We start from the raw sequence: 23476 nt of genomic DNA on the forward strand, positions 1-23476 counted from the left end.
CTGTGTCTCTCTGCTAAGCGGACTGACTCTGCCTGGGCTGAAGTGTGGTGCGCGTTACCGGATGAAGTAAATGGTCGCGAACAGGGCAATCCAGACGATGTCGACGAAGTGCCAGTAGTAGGACACGACGATCGCGGCGGTTGCCTGAGCCGGGGTGAACTTGCTCAACCGCGTGCGGATCAGCAAGAAGACAAAGGCGACGAGACCGCCGATGACATGCAGGCCGTGGAACCCGGTGGTGATGTAGAACACCGAGCCGTAGGCGCTCGACGACAACGTCGTGCCCTCGTGAACCAGGTGGTAGTACTCGTACGCCTGACCGGCGACGAAGATCGCGCCCATGATCAGCGTGATCGTGTACCACCGGCGAAGGCCGAAGACGTCGCCACGCTCGGCGGCGAAGACACCGAGCTGGCATGTCACCGACGACAGGATCAACACGGTGGTCACCGGGATCGCCAACGTCAGGTTGAGCTCGGTGGGCTCCATCGGCCAGTTGCCGTAGTTTCCGGCTCGCGCGACGAAGTACATCGCGAACAATCCGGCAAAGAACATCAGCTCGCTCGAAAGCCACACAATCGTGCCGACGCTGACCATGTTGGGTCGGTTCAGCGAGTGCACGCGCTGGGTGATAGCTGATCCTGTGGGTGCTGCAGCGCTAGTCACCCCAGAAGTATGACGGTTCGTAGTAAGCGCTGACTACTTGGGTCCAGAATTTTTTCCGGCGGGTCGCGCCGACCCAGGTAGACGCCTGCATATGCCCTGTTCCCGGCGTGTCCGAGAGCTGGAAATCACACACCTGGGAGGCTGGTGGGGTGCCTCGCGACGTGAACGGGAACCCGGTCGAAGTGTCCCGGTGGAAACGATGGTCCGGTCGGCTCGCCGGTGGCCGAAAGCCCAACGGGGAGTTGTCTGCCGACGATCCTTCTCTCGTGGTGACAGCCGAGAGTTTCGACGACGCGGAGGCGGCGTCGGCGGTGCTCGCCGATTCCGGTTGGCGCGAGCACGAACAGTCGGTTCTGCGGCACCTGCTGGTGCTGCCGTCCGGGGCCGTCCCAAGGGCGCTGGAGCTCGCGGCCCAGGACCACTACGGGCCCGTTCCGGTTCCGCCGGGGACCGGTGTCGAGGCCGCCGGCGGCAACGAGGTGGTGGCACTGGCTCGCGTACAGCTGATCGATGCCCTGCACGTGTCCCAGGAACGCTCCCGGATGGCCGGTCTGGCCCAGCGGCACGGCGGCTCTGCAGTGGGCTGGCAGGTACTGCAACCGCCGACGAATCGGGTTGCGGGCGGTGGATAGGCTGCCCCTGTGACCCACTCGAACGTTCCGGCCCGTACGTGGCCGCAGATTCTCGGTGTTCTGGCCGATGGCCACGACCTGGATCCCGACGGTGCCGAGTGGGCGATGAACGAGATCATGACCGACAACTCGACCCCCGCGCAGATCGCCGCTTTCGGGGTGGCGATGAAGCTCAAGGGCCCCACACCCGGGGAATTGCTGGGCCTGGCAACGGGGATGCTCGCCCACTCCACTGTGGTGCCCACAACAGGCTATTGCGTCGACATCGTGGGAACCGGTGGTGACCGGTCGAACACGGTGAACATCTCGACGATGGCATCGGTCGTGGTGGCCGCAGCCGGTGTGCCGGTGGTCAAGCACGGCAATCGCGCGGCGTCGTCGAAGAGCGGTGGCGCCGATGTCCTGGAGGCTCTGGGCGTCAAGATCGCGCTGAGCGCCGACGGCGTCGCCACCTGTGTCGGCCAGGCGGGCATCGCCTTCTGTTTCGCCCCCGTGTTTCATCCCGCGTTGCGGTTCGCGGCGGCCCCCCGCAAGGAGATCGGCATACCGACGGTCTTCAATGTGCTTGGCCCCCTGACCAATCCGGCACAGCCGACCAGCGGTCTTGTTGGGTGTGCCTTTGCCGATCTCGCGCCGGTACTCGCCCAGACATTCGCTGATCGTGGTCATTCTGTACTCGTCGTCCGCGGCGACGACGGCCTCGATGAACTGACCACGACGACGACGTCGACCGTGTGGCAGGTCGTCGACGGTGCCGTGCACAAACAGACTGTGGACCCCACGACCATCGGTCTGGCCCGGGTCGAGCTGGAAGCACTTCGAGGCGGCGACGCTGACCACAACGCGCAGGTCGCGAGGGACCTGTTCGCCGGGGCGACGGGGCCGGTACGCGATGCCGTGGTGCTCAATGCTGCCGGCGCGCTGGCTGCCTACCGCCGCGACCGCGGCGCGGATCTGCACGAACAGCTGCGCACGCAGATCGACGTGGCTGCCGACGCGATCGACTCCGGCGCGGCCGCGACCCTGCTCGATAACTGGGTGCGCGTGAGCAACGCCCTATGACGCACCCTCGATAGGGGTTGTCCGTCGGGCTCCCCGGTAGGCCACCGACCAGGGCGGCCGACGGGTGTTCCCTCGCTACTCGCCGATGGAGAAGCCGGCGTCGACGTCGGCGCTGGAGTAGCTCTTGAAGGCGATGTGGGTGGCGGTGTGCTTCACACCCGGCAGCCGACTGATCGCGGCGGTGACGACGTCGGCGATCTCCGCGTGGTCCCGGACTCGGATCTTCGCGATCAGGTCGACGTCACCCGCACACGAGTACACCTCGGTGACGCCTGAGATGTCGGCCACAGCCTGGGCGGTCTCCGGGATCTGATGGACATCGGTCTGGATCAAGACGATGGCGGTAATCATTGACTCAGCCTAGGTCGCCCTCGAGTGTGATGGTGCGACGCGCCGTACCCACCTTGTCGCGCCAGTGGACGTGCCGGCCGCCACCGTGCCGCGGCAAGCTGAACCCGCTGGTGGCACAGACGATTCGCACACCTGGTCCGGTGAGCCACCGGTACACCAACGCGACTTCCTCGTGGGGCGCGCCGTACAGCGGTCCCGGTTCGGGGAGCACTGTCTCCGCACCGGCCGCGAGCGCGGCGACCACGGGCATCGGAGGAACGCCCCGCGCGGCGACCCCGGCGCTTGCGAGGCGGCCGTGCCTGATCACCGCCAGGTCCCATCCGCCGCGTCCATCGGGTGCGGCGGCGACCATTTCCGAGATGCGGGCCAGCGCAGCCAGCCTCTGACACCGTTCCAGGTGGGCGATCAGGTGGTCGAGTCGATCGCGCAACCGCGCGGCGTTCTCGAAGAGTTCGGCACGGGCGAGCGACTCGAGTTTGTCCAGAGCCAGCTGAACGGGGAGGTCGGTTCGGCCGCTGAACAGGTCGGCGACGGTTCGGGCTCGGGGGAGATATGCCTCGGCGGCAAGTGGTTCGGTGGTGGCCGCGTGGCAGCCGCCGACCACGCGCCGCCCGTCCGGGCCAACCTCGCACACATGAAGTGCAGTGGCCCGTAGTGCGGTACGGCACGTGCGCAGGCCGCATGTGTCGGCGATGAGGTCTGCGACGTCATGGGCGATGGCGCGGGAACGAAAGGGGCCGACCGAGGTCGCGGTCGGGCTGCGGCTGATCTTCAAGCGCGGGAACGCCTCCTCGGTGAGGCATATCCACCAGCCGAGATGTGGGAACTTCGACCGGCGGTTGTAGGGCGGCGCGTAGGCCCCGAGGAGGCGCAGTTCGCGCACCCCAGCCTCGATCCGATGGGCACACTGGACGTGGTCGACGCGCGTCGCCAGTTCGACCATCTCGCGTATCCGGGTGCGGTTCTCCGAACCGGTGAAATAGCTGCGGACCCGCCTGCGCAGGTCGGTTGCGGTGCCCACATACAAGACCTCGTCAGAGGGGCCCCGGAACATATAGACACCGGGTTCGGACGGCAGGTGGTCTGCCAGGCCCCTCTTGTTCCGCGTGGCACGGGAGACCCCGGGCAGGAAGTTGCGGAGGTCGCCGAAGGTGTGGATGCCGAGATTGCCGACCCGCTCGAAGAGCCGGTGCATCACCTCGACAGTTGCGCGGGCGTCGTCGAGCGCTCGGTGGGTCGGGCGGGTCTGGACGGCGAAGAGGTCGGCGAGAGCCGAGAGTTTGACAGTCGGCGCCTCGTCTCTGGTCAGAACTCGACGGGCCAGCTTCACGGTGCACAGCACCCGGCGGAACGGCCACGGGTGGCCGAGCTCGGTGGCAGCGGCGCGCAGGAAGCCGGTGTCGAACCGGGCGTTGTGCGCCACGATCACCGAGTCGCGGGCGAATTCGAGGAAGGCCGGGAGCACCTGGTCGATCGTCGGGGCCTGGTAGACCATCGCTTCGGTGATGCCGGTGAGGCGAACGATGTGTGGAGGGATGCCGCGCTGTGGATTCACGAGAGTCGCGAAGTCGCCCAGCACCTCGCCGCCCCGGACCTTCACGGCGCCGATCTCGGTGATCCGGTCGCCCAGCGGGCTGCCCCCGGTGGTCTCGAGGTCCACCACCACGAATGTGGTCTCCCGCAGGGGGACGTCGTCGGGGTGGTCCAGTACGGGATCGTCGAAACACAGCTGAGTCCCAGCAGCCTCACCAACAACACTCACACCGCGAACATTAGTTCGATCCACCGACATCGCCGCGGTGGCGCAGTGCGAGATGGCTTGTCAGACCGTGGAGTTAGCGTTCGGCCATCGGGGTCGAATCAGAGGGCTCCGGACGTCCGGGAGAACCCTGAGAACCCTGAGAAAAGGCCCCCTAAACCGAATGAGACGGAGATCACAATGCTCATAGACTGCAACACCTGCCCAGGCCGTCGAGTCGCCTGCGACGACTGCATGATGACCGTTTTCCTGGGTCCCGTAGGTGTCCCCAACAGCGCAAACGACGAAGTTCGCTGTGATGAATTCGTTATTGACCACCAGGCGCGCATCGATGACGCCATTGCGGTGTTCCATGCTGCGGGCATGATCGGCAAGTCTGACCGTCACGGTCAGGACGTGGCAGTCAACGCAGGTAACAGGGTTTTTGTTCCCCGATCTGGCGGTCATCTGCGAGCTGGATGACCCGACACGCCGGTCGGTCTCCTGTCGGTCCCCTAGTGGACACGGACCATCACGGTTTCGTAACCTTTCTGAGACCTTGCGAAAGCGTCCACTCCAACCGGAGCGGATCGTAGGGTCGCCGCTCAATCACCGTCCTGGTGAACCGGGGAACCACTGATGCGAATGCGAGTTCACATCCGGGGTGAATCCCACTGAACCCTGAGGTCTTCAGACTTCTGGGTTCACCGGGTAGGGCCATCTTCCGGCCCGAATCCGACAGCTAACCCGGTAGGCGGATAGGGAAGAAACAGGAGACATCGCTTCGTGGCGAAACATCGTTTGCAACAGCCGAACCGGGGCATCAAGAGCGCCCGGGGCGCACTGATCGCCGGATCGATCACTCTCGGCACCATGGGAATGGCCGCAGCGCCGGCCATGGCTGCTCCGATCACCGTCCCCGGTGTCGGAACCTTCGAGATCCCGGGCCTGGCCGAAAACCAGATCCCCAATGAGTTCAAATCCCCCAACATCCTGCCGCAGGCAGCGCAGCCGGTCCGGCCCGCAGGCCAGATCGCCGCTGATGCCGCAGTGAGCAAGATCGGTTCGCCGTATGTCTACGGCGCAGCCGGCCCCAGCGCATTCGACTGCTCGGGTCTCGTCTACTGGTCGCACCAGCAGGCCGGTCAGACCATTCCCCGGGACAGCTACGGCCAGCTCGGCGGTGGCACTCACGTCGACGCTGCGAACATCCAGCCCGGCGACGTCGTGATCTACAACGGTGGCGGCCACGCGGGCATCTACGTCGGTGGCGGCCAGGTCGTCCACTCTTCGACCGAGGGCGTGCCCGTCGGTCGGATGGGTCTCAACGACCAGTCGATCGTCGACATCCGTCGCTACTGATCTACACAACTGAACACGACCATTGGGCGGGGCCGCACTCGAGCGGCACCCGCCCAATGGCTTCCGAACACCCGGTTGCAGACAGTCTGGCCGTCCGCGCTCGGTGGGGCGAAGGCCTGTGTAGCCTGGCCGGGTTGGTCAGTGCAGCGGGATCGGTCGAACAAGACGTACCGAATGAGCAGCTGATCTGTTCGGTACACACAGAGGTAGAAGGGCTCGGGTTGGCCCGCGTGAAGTGTTGAGGAGTTTCATCGTCGTGGTGCGGAAGCGTTATGCCGCCGTCATGCAGACCGTGATCGCGGCTGTGGTGTTGGCGTTGGCGGTTGCACTGGGCGCAGGTGCGCCGGCCGGTGCCGAACCGGGACCGCAGAGCCCGGATGACATGCTCACCGAATACACGCAGCTGGGCCGCGAGGCCGAGCAGGCCACCGAGGCCATTCACAACACCACGATCGAACTGAACAACCAGCGCGGCGCTGTCACGGCGGCGAACGAGGCCGCTTCGGCGGCCGAGCGCACCCTTGCCGAGCAGGAGAAGCAGGCCGAAAGCCTGCAGGGCGCAGTTGATGCACTGGTCAACGCCAGTTACCGGGGCGCGCGGGTCAATCGTCTCTACGCCGTCCTCGTCAGTGACTCGCCGCAATCGCTGCTCGACCAGATGTCCGGACTCGAGATGATCTCGCGTCAGACCGTTGCCGACGTGAAGACGTTCAAGGTCGCCAACGACAAAGCCCTGGAAGCGCAAAAGGTGGCGCAGGACGCGAAGACGAAGGCCGAACAGGCAGTGGCCGTCGCCGAGAAGACCAGCGCAGACCTGCAAGCCAAGCAGAGTGAACGAATCTTCAAGGCCACCGAGATCAGGGCGATGTACGAGTCGTTGACCGGCAAGCAGCTCGCTGCACTGGCCGGGCCCAAGATCGAGTTCGACGCCTCCATGTTGCCCGCCGGGACGGCCCCCGAGGTCATCGCTGTTCGTGCGGCGCTCACCCGGATCGGCGATCCCTACGTGTGGGGCGCCACCGGGCCGGATCAATTCGATTGTTCCGGGCTGATGGTGTGGGCGTACAAACAAGCAGGCAAGACGTTGCCGCGGTCCAGCCAGGCGCAACTGGCGGGCGGCACCCCGGTGGAGCGAGATGCTCTGCGGCCCGGCGATCTGATCATCTACTACCCCGACGCCACCCACGTGGGCATGTACATCGGTAACGGCTACGTGGTGCACGCCTCGACATTCGGTGTCCCGGTCAAGGTCGCTCCGATCGATGGAGCCGGCCCTTACAACTCGGCCCGTCGATACTGAAGTCACCGGACCGCCAGTGACTTCCGAGCGCGAGTCCCCAGAGCGCGAGGACCTCGACGCCGCACCGGCAGCGGACGCCACGTCCGAGCGCCGGAATCCGCTGCGCCGGAAATGGCTGGGGGTCCTGATCGCCGTGGTGCTCGTGGCCGTTGTCGGCATCGTCGCGACAGTGCTGGTGTGGCCGTCGGACTCGGACACCGATCCACCTGCTGCAACTCAGTCCGCGCGTCCGCAGAATCCGTACGAACAGTCACGGTCGCTGGGGGTCACCCTGACCTTGCAGGCCTACACCGATGCCCTGCGCGAGGGGGATGCCGAGTCGGCTCTGGCGCAGTTGGATGCCTCGGCGACCACTGCCTTGCGTGAGCGGACGGGTGCATCGGCAGCGGGTCTGCCGGCCTTGCCGCTCAGTGCTTTCGACTTCCGATTGTCGGCGAGCCGCGAGTTCGAGCGTCTTGTCCCCGCCGAACTCCAGGAGCGTCTCGACGCGCAGGGGAGCAGCGACTCCTGGGTGGCCCCCGTGCAGTTGCGATACGGCTACGAGGGGATCGACTCGATCCCGGTTGTGCTCGACCTCCCCATGGTGATGGCCCAGTACCCGGAGGGCTGGAAGATGGTCGCCGATGCGGGGCCGCTCTTCGGGCAGCCCGCGCCTGCGGGTCAGGTGTGGGAGTTCCCGTCACCGTCGGCGACGTCCGTCGCCACCGCGCCGGGGGAGTCCTTGGTGTTGACCAACGGGTCCGACACCGGCTTCACCGCCCGTCTGGAGGAACTGCTGCCGGCCGCCGCCGGAGCAGTCACGCAGTTCTGGGGCACCAAGTGGCCGCAGGGCGCGGGGATCGTCGCTGCCCCCACCGACGACGAGTTCCGATCGCTCACCGGTGCTGCCACCGCCGACGCCCAGGCTGCCGCGGCCGTCTCGATCTTCACAGGAGTCGATCCCGCCGGACCGACCGCCCTGGGGCAACGTGTGGTCTTCAGTCCTCAAGCGGCGCAACTGGATCCGAACGCACTCGCGGTGGTGCTCCGGCATGAGCTGTTCCACGTCGCCGCTCGCACCGTCACCGCTCAGGCCGCCCCGGTCTGGGTGACCGAAGGGGTGGCCGAATATGTCGGCCGCCGAGGGACTTACACCCGCCTCGCCGACGCCGCCCCGACCCTGGCCGGGCAGGTCGCAGCCGGTGAGGTGCCTGCGGACCTTCCCAGCGATGCGAACTTCTCTCCGGGCAGTCCCGACGCGGCGTTGTCCTACCAGTCCGCGTGGTCTGTGGCGGCCTTCATCGCGGACAAGTTCGGCGACGACAAACTCAAACGTTTTTATGTGGCGCTGGCCGGCGCTGATCAGCCGACCGACCCTCAGCTGGTGGTCAAGTCCCAGGACACCGCCTCGAACATCGTTCTGGGGATCTCGCGCGAGGAACTCGTCGATCAGTGGCGTGGCTGGCTCACTGCGTCACCCTGATCGCCGCTACGGTGAGCCAATGCACCGTACGCTGTTGGTCACCAACGACTTTCCGCCCCGGCAGGGGGGTATCCAGTCGTACTTGCAGAACCTGGTCGAGCGGTTGCCCGCCGGCGACGTGGTCGTCTATGCGCCGCGATGGCGCGAAGACAGCCACATCCGGTTCGACGCGGAGCAGGACTACGAGGTCGTCCGCCATCCCACGACGTTGATGTTGCCCACGCCTGCGGTTGCGCGGCGGGCAGCCGACCTGGTTCGGGCGCATCAGGTCGACACCGTCTGGTTCGGGGCGGCGGCTCCTCTGGCCGTGCTCGGTCCGGCCATGCGACGCGCAGGCGCACAGCGTGTGATCGCCAGTACGCACGGGCACGAGGTCGGCTGGTCGATGCTTCCGGTGGCGAGGCAGGGTCTCGGCGTGATCGGCCGAGGCACGGACGTGATCACGTACGTGAGCAAGTACACGCGTGACCGTTTCAGTGCAGCATTCGGCCCCCGCGCGGCACTCGAACACCTACCGCCGGGTGTGGACACCGAACGGTTCAAGCCGGATGACGTTGCCCGACAACGTCTTCGGCAGTTGCACGGACTCGGTGACGCGCCGACCATACTGTGTCTGTCCCGACTGGTCCCACGCAAAGGGCAGGACATGTTGATCCGGGCGTTGCCCGAGGTCCGTGCAGAGATCCGCGACGCCACGTTGGTGATCGTCGGGGGTGGCCCCGATGCCGAGCGGCTTCGGGACCTGGCACGCAAAGTCGGTGTCGCCGAGCACGTTCTGTTCACCGGCTCGGTACCCGCCGACGAGCTTGCCGCGTACCACAACATCGCGGATGTCTTCGCGATGCCGGCGCGCACCAGAGGTCGGGGACTGGACGTCGAAGGTCTCGGCATCGTCTACCTGGAAGCCTCGGCGTCGGGGATCCCGGTGATCGCCGGTGAGTCGGGAGGCGCCCCGGAAACAGTGAAGCAGGGCGAAACGGGTCTGGTCGTGGACGGCCGGTCGATCCGAGAGATCGCCGATGCCCTGACAGCTCTGCTGGGAGACCCGGACCTGTGCGCATCGATGGGTGCTGCGGGACGGGATTGGGTCCAGTCGCGGTGGCGGTGGGAGCACATGGCCGGCCGGCTCCGGCAGCTGCTGTGACCGCCTGCGGCGCTGCGGACCCTCAAAGCAGGGTTGTGGTCGGACCGGTGCACCGATATGTGAAGCTAATGCGGTGACCAGTATCCAGGTTGCCGACCAAACCTTCATCGCGGCGCCGCCCGAGTCGGCGACCGCGGTGATCTCCGACCGCGCCAATTGGCGCCGATGGTGGCCTGATCTGCGGCTGACCGTGGTTCAGGACCGAAAAGAGCAAGGTGTGCGCTGGAAGGTGTCGGGCCCCGTCGAGGGGACGACCGAGCTGTGGCTCGAGCGGGTGCTCGACGGCTTCGTGCTGCACTATTTCCTGCACGCGGAGCCGACGGGGACGCTCCCGTCCGAGCCGAGGGCGCGCGGGACCGAGCTGGCGCGGATGAACCACCGGCGCCGGGTGGCCGGCCGCGTCATGTCGTTCGAGGTGAAGGACCGCCTCGAGCAATCCCGGCACGTCGGCGGACCGGCAGCCGGCGCACCGGCCGCGGGAGGGTCGCGATGACCGACCGCACCGAACAATCCATCGTGATCAACGCAGACGCAGCCGACATCATGGCGGTCATCGCAGATTTCGAGCAGTACCCGCGGTGGGTTTCGGCCGCGCGCAAGGTGGAGGTGACCGTCCCGGGCCCCGGAGGTCGCGCGAAGCAGGTTCGGTTCGTGCTCGATGCCGGCGTCCTCAAGGACACCTACGAATTGAGTTACGAATGGACCGCCGATGGGCACTCTGTGAGCTGGGACCTGGTCAGCAGCGATCTGCAGACCGCGCAGCACGGTAGTTACCGGTTGGTGCAGCAGGCACCCGGGTCGACGAAGGTCACCTACGAACTGACCGTGGACCTGTCGATACCGATGATCGGCCAGCTCAAACGGCGGGCTGAGAAGGCCATCACCGACGCGGCCCTGAAAGAACTGAAGAAGAGAGTCGAAGACTGATCGATCTAGCGCCCATCCACCTCGTTCTCGGGCCGGGTGGTGCCGGAACGTCGACGGTTGCCGCCGCCGGTGCCGTCGGCCTGCCGCAACACCACAGCGGGTCCGGACGACGCGGGAAGACGCTTCTGGTGTCACTCGGCCGATTCCGTGACGTCTCGGCGATCTTTGGCGTGTTCGCTTCGCCGGGCGAGCCTGTCCCTGCCTCGCAACAGGTGGACATACTCGAACTGGACACATTGGCGATGGTCTCGCAGATGTGGGGTTCGGTGCGTTCTGCGCTGACCGCTGGGGAACTGACCGGTACGGGTGTGCCCGGGGCCGGCGCGGTGGTGTCCGGCCTGGACCCCGAGGAGATCCTCGGGATGCCCGGGGTCGAATCGTTGCTGGCACTGCGCCGGATTCGCGATGAGGCGGCGTCGGGTGAATGGGCGCAGGTGGTGATCGACATGTCCGGTGGTGTCGATCCCTTCGAGCTCATGCGGGTTCCGCAGATGGTGGCCGACATGATCGAGAGGTTGTGGCCGCGTCACCGGCGCCTGGCGGCCGCAGCGGACAACGCACGTATCGCCCGCGTCGTGGGGATGGTCGATGCCCTGGTGCGCGATTGCGCGGACGTCGACGAGCTGCTGTTCGACGCGTCCGGTGTTCACGTCCACGTGGTGGTCGGGGTCGACCGCGACGGTGCGGCCTCGCTGGACCGTGCCCGGGCCGTCTTGCAGGTGATGGGGCTGCCGGTGTCGACCATCCTGGCCAATCGTGTTCTGCCCGAGGTGTTGTCGGTCGACGCGCACACAGCGGACGCGCCAGGCGGATCTTCGTGGCTCGACCATCATATCGCTGCCCAGTCGGCGGCGCTCGATCATCTGCGGGCGACCAAGGACGAGGCCGAAGTGGTGTGCGTGCCGTGGGTGTCCGGGCCGATCGATTCGGTCCTGTCGTTGCGCAAGCTCGGCGTCGATCTGTCCGGGGGACAGATGGCAGCGGTGGGTCCACGGGCCGCGCGGGTCGAACGCGAGTCCGGGGCCGGACTCGATTCGGTCTATCGGATGACGTGGACGCAGTCGCTTCCCGACCCGTCGGGACTACAGCTCGGCCGTAGCGGCGACGATTTGATGATCACCGTGAGCGGGGTGCGGCAGCGGATACGGTTGCCGTCGGTCTTGCGGCGCTGCGTCGTCCTGGGCGCGTTCTGGGACGCCGGCGACCTCACCGTACGCTTTCGGCCGGACCCCGATGTGTGGCCGCAGAACTGACAGATGAGTAAGAATGGCGGGCACCGCGAGAGTGTCCGATGGCGCAAGCAGTCGAACGAGAGAAGGCCGGCGTGAGCGACGAGCAGGGCAGGGCCGCAGGTGGGCCCGGCGGCGCCCCGTCAGGTGGCGAAGCCGAGGCCTGGCGCACCCTGGTCCTCGGTGTCCTCGAGCGAGTCGACCACTTCGCGTCCGTGCTGCTCGACGAGAACGGGGCAGCGGCGAGACGTGCGGCCGGCGCGACGGGGGACGGCGCCTCGTTCGTGGCCACCGACTTCGCCGGTCAGGCCCGCTTGGCGTTCGACACGATCATCGACGAGGCCGGGGATCTGTTGTGGCAGCTGCTCAGTCAGTTGATCGCCATCCTCGAGGCGGTTCAGCAGGCGCTGGAGCAGGTCATCGGGGCGCGTCCGGAACCCGGGCCGCGCCGTCCGGCCGGCACGAGTGCCCGTGACGCCGGCTATCAGCCCATCACCGTGCTGTTCGAGCCGGTGGGGGACGTCCCGCGGGGTGATCCGTGAGTGCCCACGAGTCCACGCCGAACCGTCAGGGTCAGCGCGGGGACATGGCGATCGGTATCGACATCGGGGGCACCAGCATCCGTGCCGCGATCGTCGACGAGCAGGGGCAGGTGCACGACACGGTACGGGCTCAGACCCCCACGACGGTGTCCGCGCTCGAGACCTGCCTCGACCGCACCGTCGCCGAACTGACCGCACGCTGGGACGTCATCGGGGTGGGTCTCGCCGTCGCCGGGTTCCTCACCAGCGATCGTCAGGTCATCCGCTTCTCGCCTCATCTGCCCTGGCGCGAGGCGCGTGTGGCCGAGGAGATGTCGCGCAGGATCGGACTGCCGGTGGTCTGCGAACACGACGCCAACGCCGCCGCAGTCGCCGAGTATCACTTCGGCGCGGCCGCGCGAGGTCACAACACGCTGGTCATCGCGATCGGCACAGGCATCGGAGCGGGGTTGTTGCTCGACGGCGAGATCTACCGCGGCAGCTTCGGTGTCGCCCCCGAACTCGGCCATCTGCGGGTGATGCCCGACGGCAGGCCATGCTCGTGCGGCAAGTTCGGGTGTTGGGAAAGGTATTGCAGCGGAACGGCTCTGGTCGATACGGTGGTCGAGCTGATCGCCGACGGCGGGATGTGGAACAGCAAACTCGCCCGCGACATCGCGGACGACCCCGGCTCGCTGACCGGACGGCGGATAGCGGCGGCGGCGCACGAAGGTGATGCGCTGGCGCTGGCGGCGTTCGCCGAGTTCGCCCGATGGCTGGGTCTGGGGCTGGCGATGTGCTGTGACGTGTTCGACCCCGACCTGGTGGTACTCGCCGGCGGTGTCGGTTCGTCCTCGGGACTGTTCCTGGACGAGGCGCGCGAACACTACTCGGCGTTGCTCACCGGTGCCGGACACCGGAGGATGGCGCGAATCCGCGGGACCCAGCTGGGCGAGGCGGCCGGGATGATCGGCGCAGCCCAGATCGCGAGGACCGAGGCCAGGCGCTGACGCCACCGCAGCGGGGTGGGTAAGGTTTTGTCCGTATGTGGTGTCGGTGACAGTGGCGGTCGGAAGTGATTCGTCGGAGAGTGGGAAGACATGTGGTACTGGGTCTTCAAATACGTCCTGATGGGGCCGGCGCTGCGAGTGCTGGGGCGCCCCAAAGTCGAAGGGCTGGAGAACCTTCCGGCCAAGGGCCCGGCGATCCTGGCGAGTAATCATCTTGCGGTGGTCGACAGTTTCTATCTGCCGCTGATGGTGCCGCGGCGGATGTACTTCCTCGCCAAGAGCGAGTACTTCACCGGAACGGGCGCCAAGGGCGCCTTCCAGCGGTGGTTCTTCAACGCCTCGAGTCAGATCCCCATCGATCGCACCGGTGCCGACGCCGCGGCCGGAGCCCTGACGGCCGCCAAACGCAAACTCGACACCGGCGACCTGATGGCGATGTATCCGGAGGGAACCCGGTCGCCGGACGGGCGACTCTACAAGGGCAAGACCGGCCTCGCGCGGATCGCGATGGAATGCGGTGTCCCGGTGATCCCCGTGGCCATGATCGGCACAAGCGAACTCAACCCGCCCGGGACGACGATCCCGCGGTTCGGACGCATCACCGTCAAGATCGGCAAGCCCCTCGACTTCAGTCGTTACGAGGGGATGGAGGGCAACCGTTTCATCGAGCGCGCCGTCACCGACGAGATCATGTACGAGTTGATGCACTTGAGCGGTCAGCAATACGTGGACGTGTACGCCGCCTCGCTCAAGAAGCAGGGTCAGCCGCCCGCCACCAACACATCGCCGGCCGCCTGAGCCGCCGGTGCGTTATTTCTACGACTGCGAGTTCATCGAGGACGGACGAACGATCGAATTGGTGTCGATCGGGGTCGTCGCCGAGGACGGACGTGAGTTCTACGCGGTGTCCACCGAGTTCGATCCCGACCGGGCCGGCCAGTGGGTGCGCGCACAGGTTCTGCCGAAGCTGCCGTCGCCGGCGTCCAAGGCATGGCGTAGCCGCGCGCGCATCCGCGACGACCTGCTGGAGTTCCTGACCGCCGGGGAAGGCCGCATCGAGCTGTGGGCCTGGGTGGGCGCCTACGACCACGTGGTGCTCTGCCAATTGTGGGGACCGATGACCGCCCTGCCCCGGTCGATGCCGAGGTACACCCGTGAGCTGCGCCAACACTGGGAATTGAGCGGCCGTCCCGAATTGCCTCCGGCTCCCGACGACGCCCACGACGCGCTCGCCGACGCCCGGCACAACCTGAACAAGTGGCTGGCCATCGAGGCGTTCCGAGGTGAGGGGCAGCTCGATCGCGCGGGGCATTAGGCTGGGCACGTGGTGAACTGGACCGTAGACGTTCCGATTGAAGAACTGCCCGAACTGCCGCCGCTGCCGGGAGACCTGGCAGAGCGATTTGCGCAGGTGCTGGACAAGCCTGCGCTGCAGCAACCGAGCTGGCCTGAGGACAAGGCACGTGCGATGCGCACGGTGCTCGAGAGTGTCCCCCCGATCTGCCTGCCGAACGAGGTCGAGCGCCTCAAGGCGCAGCTCGCCGAGGTCGCGCTGGGACGGGCGTTCTTGCTGCAGGGCGGCGACTGCGCCGAGACCTTCGCCGACAACACCGAACCGCACATCAAGGGCAACATCCGCACCCTGCTGCAGATGGCAGTGGTGCTGACCTACGGCGCCAGCATGCCTGTGGTCAAGGTGGCCCGCATCGCGGGCCAGTACGCCAAGCCGCGCTCGTCCGACACCGATGCCCTGGGGCTGCCGTCCTACCGCGGCGACATGGTGAACGGCTTCGTCGCCGAACAGTCCGTCCGAGAGCACGATCCGTCTCGACTGGTGCGGGCGTACGCCAACGCCAGTGCCGCGATGAACATGGTGCGAGCGCTCACCGGCGCAGGTCACGCCGACCTCCACCGCGTGCACGACTGGAACCGGGAGTTCGTGCGCACATCGCCGGCCGGTGCGCGTTACGAGGCGCTCGCCTCGGAGATCGATCGTGGGCTGCGGTTCATGGACGCATGCGGGGTTCGCGACTCGAACCTGGAATCGGCAGACATCTACGCCTCACACGAGGCTCTCGTGCTCGACTACGAGCGTGCGATGCTGCGGCTGGCCGACGACCCGGAAGACCCCGACAGCGGCAAGAAGGTGCTGTACGACCTGTCCGCGCACTTCTTGTGGATCGGCGACCGGACCCGACAGCTCGACGGAGCGCACATCGCCTTCGCCGAGCTGATCTCCAACCCGATCGGTCTCAAGATCGGCCCGAGCACCACGCCCGAGCTCGCCGCCGAGTACGTCGAGCGACTCGATCCGCACAACGTGCCCGGCCGTCTCACCCTGGTCGCCCGGATGGGCAACGGCAAGGTTCGTGACCTGCTGCCGCCGATCGTCGCGGCGGTCGAGGCCACCGGGCACAAGGTGATCTGGCAGTGCGATCCGATGCACGGCAACACCCACGAGGCGAGCACCGGCTTCAAGACCCGCCACTTCGACCGCGTGGTCGACGAGGTGCAAGGTTTCTTCGAGGTCCACCACGCACTGGGAACCCATCCCGGTGGCGTGCACATCGAACTCACCGGGGAAGACGTCACCGAGTGTCTCGGTGGTGCACAGGACATCTCGGACATGGATCTGGCCGGCCGATACGAGACCGCGTGTGATCCGCGGCTGAACACCCAGCAGTCACTGGAGCTGGCGTTCCTCGTCGCGGAGATGCTCCGGGGGTAACCCGCTCGACGTCGTGGTCGGTGTCTCAGCCCTTGACGAGGCCGCCGTCGACCACCAGGTTCTGACCGGTCACCGCCCGTGCCCACGGTGACGCGAAGAACAGAACCGCGTCGGCGAACTCGGCGGGAGTGGTGACCCGTCGCAGAGGCGTGCTCTGGGCGATGAGATCGAACACCGCCTCGGGGGTGGCGGCGCTGGCGTCGGTGGTTCGCAGCAGGCCACCGGACACCATGTTGACGGTGATCGACTCGGGTCCGAGATCGGCCGACAAAGTCCGCGTCAACGCGAGCAGTGCAGCCTTGGCCGCGGTGTAGTCGTGGTAGGGCACAACCGGGTTCTGGACGAGATTGGTCCCGATGGTGACGATGCGGCCGAATCCCGCCTCGCGCATCCCGGGCAGAGCTGCCTGTGTGGTGTGCAGGGCGCCGGCAACACTGCCCCGTAGTTGGGCGTCGAACGCCTGCCATTCGATGGCGTCGACTGCCGGCCGTGCATCGCCGTTGAACGAGAAATCGATCAGCGCGTTGTTGATCACGGTGGTGACGGGAGCTCCGAAATGCGCACGGGCGGTTGCGAACATGTCCAGCACGGCATTCCGATCGGTGACATCTGCCTGCACGGCCAGGCATCGGCCGGCCCCCAGTTCGTCGGCGAGCGCGTCGGCGGCCGCCTGGCTGCGGTGGAAGTTGATGACCACCCGCGCGCCCTGGAGAGCGAACGCCCGGGTGATGGCGGCGCCGAGTCCACGGGCCCCGCCGGTCACCAGGACGATCTGCTCGGACAGTGGCCGGTGATCGGAATCGTTCTCGGGCGCAACTGAATTCACGATGGACATCCCTCCGCCAGCATTACCTGGTCAGGTACAGCGGGTCTGATCTCAGCCGACGTGTTCGGCACCCCGTGTCACCGGCAATCACATCACACCGGGCCACTCGAAGGAGACCGGGCATGTTCGCCGGTCGGGCAACCTCAGGGGAACGAGGTGATCTGCACCGTACTGCCCTGCTTCACCCGGGTACCGCCACCCGGATTCTGCCCGACCACGAGCGACACACTCGAGCGCGTCAGGCCCCGGCTGTCCACGGAGAGGCCGGCCGCCTCGAGTTTGCTCTTCGCGGTCCCGACCGTGTCGCCGGTGACGTTCGGGACATCGACGCCGTCGGATACGAAGATGCGCACGACCGGGTCGCGAGGGTCCACCCGCGCCCCGAAGGCGGGGCTGGCCGTGGTGATGGTGCCCGCCTTCGCGTCACCGTCGGTGGACGTGCCGCCGTCTTGCGCGATCAGCCCCGCGTCTTGCAGGACCCGCCTCGCCTCGTCGGGGGTCTTGCCGGACAGGTCCGGCACCTTGATCGCGTCGGACACCACGAGTGTGACGGTGCTGCCCGGCTCCGCGAGGGTGCCCGCGCCGGGGTCGGTGCCGATCACCTTGCCGCCGTCGACATCCGGGCTGAACTCCTTGCGGACGGTGCCGGCCTTGAGTTTCGCCGTCTTGAGCAGTGCAGTGGCGTCGTCCTGATCGCGTCCCGCCACATCGGGCACCGAGATCGGCTCGGGGCCTCTGCTGGTGATGATCTGCACTTCACTGCCGACCGCAACCGTGGTGCCGGAACTGGGACTGAGTGAGACCACCGAGCCCTTCGGCGCGGTGGCGCTGTACTGCTGGCGTGCAACCACGGGTGTGAGAGTGCGGTCGCGCAGACGTTTCTCGACCACGGCGAGCGGATCACCCGAGGAGAGGTCCGGGACTTTGGGCTGTCCCACCGAATACGACAGATCGACGTCCGAGAATCTGCTGACACGCGTGCCGGGCGCGGGCTCGACGGCCATCACCTGGTCGACCGGCAACTCGTTGTCGAACGTCGGGTTGTCAACCACGTCGAGTCCGGCGTCTTCGATCGCCTCGGTCGCTGCCACACGGTCCATCCCGTTCAGTTCCGGAACGGTGGTGAAGCGACCCGACCCGAGCCACCACCCGGCGACGCCGAGCGTTGCGGCGAGCAGCACCACCACGAGCACCCAGATCAGCGCATTGCGGCGCGACTTGCGCCGGCGTTCCTCGAACTCGGCGGCATGCGACAGCAACATGGGCGAGCCGGGCGGCGGGCCCTGGGCGTATGCGGGTGGGGGCGTCGGCGGTTGAGGCGGTCCGTGCCCTTCGGGATGCCGGGTGTCCGGTGGAAGTGTCTGCACACGAGTCGGATTACGGACGTCGGGTTGCGCGGCGGCTCTGGCCGGCAACGGGTCGGTGAGGTCCGGGTCGACGGCGGCCCCGGGACGGTGTTGCTGGCGGTCGCGGAACGCGACCATGGTCTCGCGTTCGGCAGAGCGGGTCGGCGCCGGGACGGTGAACGCGGGCAGCTGCAGATCGTCCGCGATCTCGTCGAGTACCTCGCGCATGTGATGTCCGTCGCGATAGCGATCCGCAGGGTTGCGTGCGGTCGCGGTGAGGACGAACTCATCGAACTCGCGGGGCACACCCGGGATCACCGAACCCGGCGGCGGGACGTCGTTGTGCAACCGCTGGTAGGCCAGACCCAGGGCGGTGTCGCCGGTGAAAGGTGTTCGGCCGGTGAGCATCTCGAACACCAGGATGCCGGTTGAGTACACATCGGAACGAGCGTCGGCCGACGCGGTTTCCACCTGTTCGGGGGAGAGATAGGCAGCTGTTCCGAGGATCACGCTGTTGGAGGTGATCCCGGCGGCAGCGATCGCCCGGACCAAACCGAAGTCGACGACCTTGACCTCCCCGTCGTCGGAGATGAGGACGTTCTCGGGTTTGACGTCGCGGTGCACCAGTCCGGCGCGATGCGCGGCACCGAGTGCTCCCAGGACCGGCGCCGCGACCGCGGTGACCGCGTGGGGTGGCATCGGTCCGCGCTCACGCAGCAACTCGCGCAGGGTGCCGCCCTGGACGAGTTCCATCACCAGGAATGCGTAGTCGCCGTCCGCGCCCTGGTCGTACACCGCGACCAGGCCGGGGTCCTTTAGCCGGGCAACCGACCGGGCCTCGAACTCCAGGCGGGCAAGGAACTGCGGGTCGGCCGAGAAACGCGGATCCATGACCTTGACCGCCACCGGACGATCGAGGCGCAGATCCATGCCCAGGTACACACTCGACATCCCGCCGCGGGCGATCAGCGCATCGATCCGATAGCGACGCTCGATCAGGACGCCGAGCAACACGTCGGACGGGGCGTTCACCAACTTGGGCCTTTCTCGGCAGGGCGGGACACGAACAACGAGTCCACCCTAGCGAGGGAGTGTCGAGAAAAGATCACGGAACATGTGTGGCGCCCGCGCCCGGACCGGTGATTCGACGCGTTGACCATCGCCTGGGTACCCTCGTCCCCGTGGGTTCCGTACCGCTTTCCGAAGACACGCTGCCTGCTGACGTCGAGGTGTTGTCGGTGTCGCAGGTCTCCTCCCGAATGGGATTCTCGAACAGCAAGATCCTCAACCTGATCACCGACCACCAGTTGCTGGCGGTTCGCCGTGACGGGCAGGTGGCCATCCCGGCCCTGTTCTTGGACGGCCCGGAGATCACCAAACATCTTCCCGGGCTCATCGATGTCCTCCTCGACGGCGGCTTCAGCCGCGACGAGGCCTTGCGGTGGCTGTTCACGCCTCACGATGACCTCGACATCACCCCGGCTCAGGCACTGCACGGGCATCAGGCCCGTGAGATGGTGCGCCGGGCCCAGGCAGAAGCGTTCTGACCAGTCCGTTCTGATCGGGCCGGTCGGGTACCGGTGCTCAGGACCGAGCAAGCGTGCCACGGGTGCTCACGGCACGGGCGACGTGACCGAGGCGTGCCGGTTTCGACACTCGCACGCGTTCGGTGAGTACCCGGTAGCCGCTACGTTCCACCTCATCGAGGATCGCGCGGTACATGGTGAATGCTGCTCGGATGCCCGGCCGGCTCGACGGCGACAGCATCTCGATTCCCGGTTCGGCGCGGCGGTATTCGGCACGGGTCACCGCGATCAGATGCGCCAGGGCGCGGCGTAGTTCACCCGGTACCTGACCTGTGCGTCGGCACCGTCGCAGCATGGATTCGTCCACCCCGAAGATCGCGAGTTCGTCGGTAGGTAGATAGATGCGGTCGCGATCGAGGTCTTCGCCGGCGTCCCGGATGAAGTTGGTCAGCTGGAATGCGTCGCCGAGCGCTCGGGCGGGAGCGATGGCGACATCCCCGTCGACCGCCGTGCCCAGGATCGGCAACATCTGCAATCCGATCACGCTTGCCGACCCGTACATGTAGTCGCGCAGTTCGGCCATCGTCCGATACCGCGCGACGTGGACGTCGCTGTCGGGAATGTCCATCCTCATCGATCGCATGAACGCGTCGAAGTACCGGTGGTCGATGTCGAAAGTGCTGATGGTGTCCGCGACGGCCAGCACTTCGGGCCTTCGGGGGAGATACCCCGGATCGGACAGAGCCGCGTGCAGGTCGGCCTCGATCGCGTCGAGTGCGGACAGTCGGTGTTGCCCGGATCCCGTGTCGACGATGTCGTCGACCATGCGCGCGAAACCGTAGAGCGCATAGACCCCGGCACGTTTTCGCCGCGAGAGCAGTTGCGTGCCAAGGTAGTAACTGCGGCCATGGGTGGCGGTGAGCTTGCGGCAGTGCTCGTAGGCGGGTTCGAGTCGCCCGTCACCGATCATGCGGGTGCTCCGGTGACGGGGGCCGGGGAGGGTCCACGGGTCACCCGGCGCAGACGCAGGGGGTCCTCGCGGATCAACGACCAACCCGCAAGTGCCGAGAGGGCAACGGCGACAACCACATCGGTCAGCTTGTACATGAAGATCTCGTCGTCCGGCCCAAACACCTGGAGGAGGAACACCGAATAGAACACGATGGCCACGACTGCCCATCGCTCGATGGTGAAGGCGGCAGCCAGCACAAGCGCCCAGGTGTAATACCAGGGCAGCGTGGACGGTTCGAGTAACAGGACGGCGAGCATGGCCCACGCCATCCCGGTGACCGCGGCGCGCTCACCTCGTCGGAACCACAACCAGAGACCCACCAGGGTGAGCGCCAGGACAACCGACCCCACCGCGCGCGTCACCTCGAGCACCGGCAACAGTGGCAAGGCGGTGAAAGGTGATGCGGCAAAGGTGATGAGGTGCGCCACCGCGGTGGGAATTGTCAGCCAATTGATGATCTTTGCCGCCCACGTCAGTCCCAGCAGCCAGCCGAATCCATGGCCGACGACCAACGTCAGCAGTCCGAAGACGGCCACGGACACCCCGATGATCCAGGCGAGAACGCGAGCCACGTCCTTGGCACGGACGTCACGCTCATCGCGGATGTGGGACAACCAGATCCACAACACGAAGGGGATGGCGACGCCGGCGGTGATCTTGATCGACATGGCGAGTGCGAGAACGCCGACTCCGACAACGTGTCTGCGTGTCACCACGAGCGTGACCCCGGCGATCAGGACGCCCATCATCAGCAGCTCGACGTGCGGTCCTCCCACCAGGTGCACCAGCACAAGAGGATTGAGGACGGCGAGCCACAGCGCCAGAGCGGGGTCGGTGCCGAAATGCCTCGCCAGCTTCGGAAGCGCCCACAACGTCAAGAACAGCCCGGGCACCAGGGCCAGCCGCATGACCAGCACACCCACGACGGGTTCGTCGCCGGTCACCCGGGTGACCGTGCCCGTGAGCGACATGAACGCGGGACCATAGGGAGCTGTGGTGGTCGCCCATACCTGGGCCATCGAGTCGAGCAGGGCCCCGGGCTGTACGGCAGGCCCATCGGCATATGGGTTGAACCCGTCGCGTAACAACGCCCCCTGGGCGAGATACGCGTACACATCTCGGCTGTAGAGCGGCACGGCGACCATCAGGGGCGCCGACCACGCGATGGCTGCCCAGCCGACAGTGCGGGCGGCGCCGTCGGTCGGGGTGGCGGCGCGGAGGGTGCGACCCACGCGCACCCAGGCGACCACCATCACCGCCACACCAAGCCAGAACGACATCCCCGCCAGGGTTTTCCCGTGTCCGAACGACAGCCACGACAATCCCAGATCCTGCAGTGACGTCTGATTCCGCGGGATGTCGCCGACTCCGAAGCTCCCGATGGTGACGAGCAATGATCCGGCGAAACCGAGCAGGACGGATCCGCCGATCGCCGTCGCACCGAACTCACGCAGCCGACGAATGTTGTCGCCCACCGGCGTGCGCGGACGCGCGGTGTCAGAGCGAGCCATTCAGGTCTGCCGCCGGGTCATGGCCGTTGCCAGGTCCGTCAATTCGGATTTGGCGGCCGGGGTCGCGTTGCTGGCGGCCAAGGTCGTCAGAGCCGAGTCGACGAGACCGTCGATCTGCTGCTCCACAGCCTGCACTGCACCACTGTTCTCGATGATCCCGGTGATCTCCGCCAAGTCCGCTGGACCGAGGTCGTGCCCGATCCCGTCCCGAAGCTTCTGTGCTGCAACCGGATCGTTGGTGTCGGCGAAATCGAGTGCGGCGGCCAGCAGTGCGGTGCGTTTGCCTGCCAGGAGGTCGTCGCCTGCCGGCTTACCGGTCACCGACGGATCGCCGAACACCCCGAGCAGGTCGTCGCGAAGCTGGAACGCCACGCCGATGTCGGTGCCGAACGAGCGCAGAGCATTTACCAGGGCGTCATCGCCGCCACCGATCACGGCACCGAGCTGCAACGGCCGTTCCACGGTGTACGCCGCTGTCTTGAACCGCATCACCCGATGAGCAGCGGCAGGGGATTCGTCCCCCGACGCCTCGGTCCGGATGTCCAGCAACTGCCCGGCCAGTACCTCTGTCCGCATCCCGGACCACACCGGTGTGACCTGGCCGAACACGTCGGGGGCGAATCCGGCGCCCGCGAGCAGATCGTCCGCCCAGGCGAGTGCGAGATCGCCGAGCAGGATGGCCGCGCCTTCGCCGTAGTGGTCCGCGGCGCCTAGCCAGCCGGCAGCCCGATGTCCTTCTTCGAACTGGCGGTGGATGGTGGGGTGACCCCGGCGGGTGTCGGAACGATCGATGATGTCGTCGTGGATCAGGGCGCAGGCCTGTACGAGCTCGAGGGCCGCGCACACGGTCAGCATCTCGACGGGAAGTGTCCGGGCCGGGCCGGCAGCGCGGTAACCGGCCCAGGCAAAGGTGGGCCGGACCCGTTTGCCGCCGCGCAGTACAAAAGCCTCCATCGCATCCACTGCTTCGGCGAAACCCGGGGAGATGGCAGTGACCGTGGGCCTGCGATCTTCGAAGACCTGCCGTAACAACTCGGTGGTCGCCATCGGGACGTCGCGCAGGAACTCGATTGCCACGGCTTCACCTTAGCGGTGGCGCGATCCATGTCGTGTTGTCGCGGTA

At 66.8% G+C, this 23476-nt stretch carries 23 protein-coding genes and 2 riboswitches; of the genes, 15 read left to right on the forward strand and 8 right to left on the reverse strand.

Annotation, left to right across the window (positions count from 1 at the left end; genetic code table 11):
- Nucleotides 1-54: 54 nt before the first annotated feature.
- Nucleotides 55-666 (reverse strand): aa3-type cytochrome oxidase subunit III, encoded by a 612-nt coding sequence (ctaE, locus tag ACVWY6_RS06060; RefSeq protein WP_081729571.1) that lies wholly within the window; start codon nt 664-666, stop codon nt 55-57.
- A gap of 149 nt (nt 667-815) precedes the next feature.
- Between ctaE and ACVWY6_RS06065 the strand changes: the two genes are divergently transcribed.
- Both ACVWY6_RS06065 and trpD read left to right on the forward strand, forming a co-directional pair.
- Nucleotides 816-1298: a hypothetical protein gene (locus ACVWY6_RS06065; protein WP_400727512.1), complete on the forward strand. Its 483-nt coding sequence runs from the start codon at nt 816-818 to the stop codon at nt 1296-1298.
- Nucleotides 1299-1307: 9 nt separating this feature from the next.
- Nucleotides 1308-2360: an anthranilate phosphoribosyltransferase gene (gene trpD, locus ACVWY6_RS06070; RefSeq protein ID WP_457536676.1), complete on the forward strand. Its 1053-nt coding sequence runs from the start codon at nt 1308-1310 to the stop codon at nt 2358-2360.
- A 75-nt stretch (nt 2361-2435) separates the two neighbouring features.
- On the opposite strand, the gene ACVWY6_RS06075 is transcribed toward trpD, so the two are convergent.
- Both ACVWY6_RS06075 and ACVWY6_RS06080 read right to left on the reverse strand, forming a co-directional pair.
- Nucleotides 2436-2711 (reverse strand): Lrp/AsnC family transcriptional regulator, encoded by a 276-nt coding sequence (locus tag ACVWY6_RS06075; RefSeq protein ID WP_023953755.1) that lies wholly within the window; start codon nt 2709-2711, stop codon nt 2436-2438.
- 4 nt (nt 2712-2715) lie between these two features.
- Nucleotides 2716-4503, reverse strand: a complete 1788-nt coding sequence (locus ACVWY6_RS06080; RefSeq protein WP_457536678.1) for a DEDD exonuclease domain-containing protein — start codon at nt 4501-4503, stop codon at nt 2716-2718.
- 538 nt (nt 4504-5041) lie between these two features.
- A riboswitch (cyclic di-AMP (ydaO/yuaA leader) is annotated at nt 5042-5221 on the forward strand.
- 14 nt (nt 5222-5235) lie between these two features.
- On the opposite strand from ACVWY6_RS06080, the gene ACVWY6_RS06085 reads away from it, so the two are divergent.
- The 12 genes from ACVWY6_RS06085 to ACVWY6_RS06140 all read left to right on the forward strand — a co-directional run bounded on the left by ACVWY6_RS06085 (nt 5236) and on the right by ACVWY6_RS06140 (nt 16132).
- Entirely contained in the window at nt 5236-5811 is a 576-nt protein-coding gene (locus ACVWY6_RS06085; RefSeq protein ID WP_030171502.1) for a C40 family peptidase, read from the forward strand.
- 256 nt (nt 5812-6067) lie between these two features.
- A complete protein-coding gene (locus ACVWY6_RS06090; protein WP_457536680.1) occupies nt 6068-7111 on the forward strand; it encodes an NlpC/P60 family protein in 1044 nt (347 codons plus the stop codon).
- Between the two features lie 16 nt (nt 7112-7127).
- Complete coding sequence (locus tag ACVWY6_RS06095; protein WP_457536682.1) at nt 7128-8573, forward strand: hypothetical protein; 1446 nt, start codon at nt 7128-7130, stop codon at nt 8571-8573.
- Between the two features lie 19 nt (nt 8574-8592).
- Nucleotides 8593-9717 (forward strand): glycosyltransferase family 4 protein, encoded by a 1125-nt coding sequence (locus ACVWY6_RS06100; RefSeq protein WP_457536684.1) that lies wholly within the window; start codon nt 8593-8595, stop codon nt 9715-9717.
- 73 nt (nt 9718-9790) lie between these two features.
- On the forward strand, nt 9791-10210 hold the full coding sequence (locus ACVWY6_RS06105; RefSeq protein ID WP_116914790.1) for an SRPBCC family protein: 420 nt from the start codon (nt 9791-9793) through the stop codon (nt 10208-10210).
- Nucleotides 10207-10644 carry an SRPBCC family protein gene (locus ACVWY6_RS06110; protein ID WP_457536687.1) on the forward strand — a complete coding sequence of 146 codons (438 nt, stop codon included), beginning with the start codon at nt 10207-10209 and terminating at the stop codon, nt 10642-10644. Before ACVWY6_RS06105 ends, ACVWY6_RS06110 begins: the two co-directional genes overlap by 4 nt.
- 14 nt (nt 10645-10658) lie before the next feature.
- Nucleotides 10659-11897, forward strand: a complete 1239-nt coding sequence (locus ACVWY6_RS06115; RefSeq protein WP_457536915.1) for an ArsA family ATPase — start codon at nt 10659-10661, stop codon at nt 11895-11897.
- A gap of 38 nt (nt 11898-11935) precedes the next feature.
- On the forward strand, nt 11936-12415 hold the full coding sequence (locus tag ACVWY6_RS06120) for a hypothetical protein (protein ID WP_457536689.1): 480 nt from the start codon (nt 11936-11938) through the stop codon (nt 12413-12415).
- Between the two features lie 44 nt (nt 12416-12459).
- Complete coding sequence (locus tag ACVWY6_RS06125) at nt 12460-13404, forward strand: ROK family protein (protein ID WP_023953733.1); 945 nt, start codon at nt 12460-12462, stop codon at nt 13402-13404.
- 90 nt (nt 13405-13494) lie between these two features.
- Nucleotides 13495-14202, forward strand: coding sequence for a lysophospholipid acyltransferase family protein (locus ACVWY6_RS06130; RefSeq protein ID WP_023953732.1), 708 nt, complete (start codon nt 13495-13497; stop codon nt 14200-14202).
- A 7-nt stretch (nt 14203-14209) separates the two neighbouring features.
- Complete coding sequence (locus tag ACVWY6_RS06135) at nt 14210-14719, forward strand: polyadenylate-specific 3'-exoribonuclease AS (protein WP_023953730.1); 510 nt, start codon at nt 14210-14212, stop codon at nt 14717-14719.
- A 9-nt stretch (nt 14720-14728) separates the two neighbouring features.
- Nucleotides 14729-16132, forward strand: coding sequence for a class II 3-deoxy-7-phosphoheptulonate synthase (locus ACVWY6_RS06140; protein WP_023953728.1), 1404 nt, complete (start codon nt 14729-14731; stop codon nt 16130-16132).
- 25 nt (nt 16133-16157) lie between these two features.
- On the opposite strand, the gene ACVWY6_RS06145 is transcribed toward ACVWY6_RS06140, so the two are convergent.
- The gene (locus tag ACVWY6_RS06145; RefSeq protein WP_457536692.1) at nt 16158-16958 is read right to left on the reverse strand and encodes a 3-oxoacyl-ACP reductase; all 801 of its coding nucleotides are present in this window, start codon (nt 16956-16958) and stop codon (nt 16158-16160) included.
- A riboswitch (TPP riboswitch) is annotated at nt 16950-17043 on the reverse strand. (Overlaps the previous gene by 9 nt.)
- Before the next feature lie 58 nt (nt 17044-17101).
- Nucleotides 17102-19255 (reverse strand): Stk1 family PASTA domain-containing Ser/Thr kinase, encoded by a 2154-nt coding sequence (gene pknB / locus ACVWY6_RS06150; RefSeq protein ID WP_457536917.1) that lies wholly within the window; start codon nt 19253-19255, stop codon nt 17102-17104.
- Between the two features lie 230 nt (nt 19256-19485).
- On the opposite strand from pknB, the gene ACVWY6_RS06155 reads away from it, so the two are divergent.
- Nucleotides 19486-19851, forward strand: coding sequence for an Rv2175c family DNA-binding protein (locus ACVWY6_RS06155; protein WP_030171473.1), 366 nt, complete (start codon nt 19486-19488; stop codon nt 19849-19851).
- A gap of 37 nt (nt 19852-19888) precedes the next feature.
- Here the strand turns inward: ACVWY6_RS06155 and ACVWY6_RS06160 are convergent, their stop codons facing one another.
- From ACVWY6_RS06160 to ACVWY6_RS06170, 3 genes are read right to left on the reverse strand one after another with little or no spacing between them, the layout of a single operon-like run.
- Nucleotides 19889-20800 carry a phytoene/squalene synthase family protein gene (locus ACVWY6_RS06160; protein ID WP_457536693.1) on the reverse strand — a complete coding sequence of 304 codons (912 nt, stop codon included), beginning with the start codon at nt 20798-20800 and terminating at the stop codon, nt 19889-19891.
- Nucleotides 20797-22353 (reverse strand): alpha-(1->6)-mannopyranosyltransferase A, encoded by a 1557-nt coding sequence (locus ACVWY6_RS06165; RefSeq protein WP_457536695.1) that lies wholly within the window; start codon nt 22351-22353, stop codon nt 20797-20799. The genes ACVWY6_RS06160 and ACVWY6_RS06165 overlap by 4 nt, the downstream gene beginning before the upstream one ends.
- Entirely contained in the window at nt 22354-23430 is a 1077-nt protein-coding gene (locus tag ACVWY6_RS06170) for a polyprenyl synthetase family protein (RefSeq protein ID WP_457536697.1), read from the reverse strand.
- Nucleotides 23431-23476 lie beyond the last annotated feature (46 nt).

This window comes from Williamsia sp. R60, assembly GCF_054063855.1.

Coding starts and splice junctions, on each gene's coding strand:
- ACVWY6_RS06130 (WP_023953732.1), top strand. CDS start 13,495: ATGTGGTACTGGGTCTTCAAATACGTCCTGATGGGGCCGGCGCTGCGA.
- ACVWY6_RS06080 (WP_457536678.1), bottom strand. CDS start 4,503: ATGTCGGTGGATCGAACTAATGTTCGCGGTGTGAGTGTTGTTGGTGAG.
- ACVWY6_RS06160 (WP_457536693.1), bottom strand. CDS start 20,800: ATGATCGGTGACGGGCGACTCGAACCCGCCTACGAGCACTGCCGCAAG.
- ACVWY6_RS06165 (WP_457536695.1), bottom strand. CDS start 22,353: ATGGCTCGCTCTGACACCGCGCGTCCGCGCACGCCGGTGGGCGACAAC.
- ACVWY6_RS06125 (WP_023953733.1), top strand. CDS start 12,460: ATGGCGATCGGTATCGACATCGGGGGCACCAGCATCCGTGCCGCGATC.
- pknB (WP_457536917.1), bottom strand. CDS start 19,255: ATGTCGAGTGTGTACCTGGGCATGGATCTGCGCCTCGATCGTCCGGTG.
- ACVWY6_RS06075 (WP_023953755.1), bottom strand. CDS start 2,711: ATGATTACCGCCATCGTCTTGATCCAGACCGATGTCCATCAGATCCCG.
- ACVWY6_RS06120 (WP_457536689.1), top strand. CDS start 11,936: ATGGCGCAAGCAGTCGAACGAGAGAAGGCCGGCGTGAGCGACGAGCAG.
- ACVWY6_RS06110 (WP_457536687.1), top strand. CDS start 10,207: ATGACCGACCGCACCGAACAATCCATCGTGATCAACGCAGACGCAGCC.
- ACVWY6_RS06100 (WP_457536684.1), top strand. CDS start 8,593: ATGCACCGTACGCTGTTGGTCACCAACGACTTTCCGCCCCGGCAGGGG.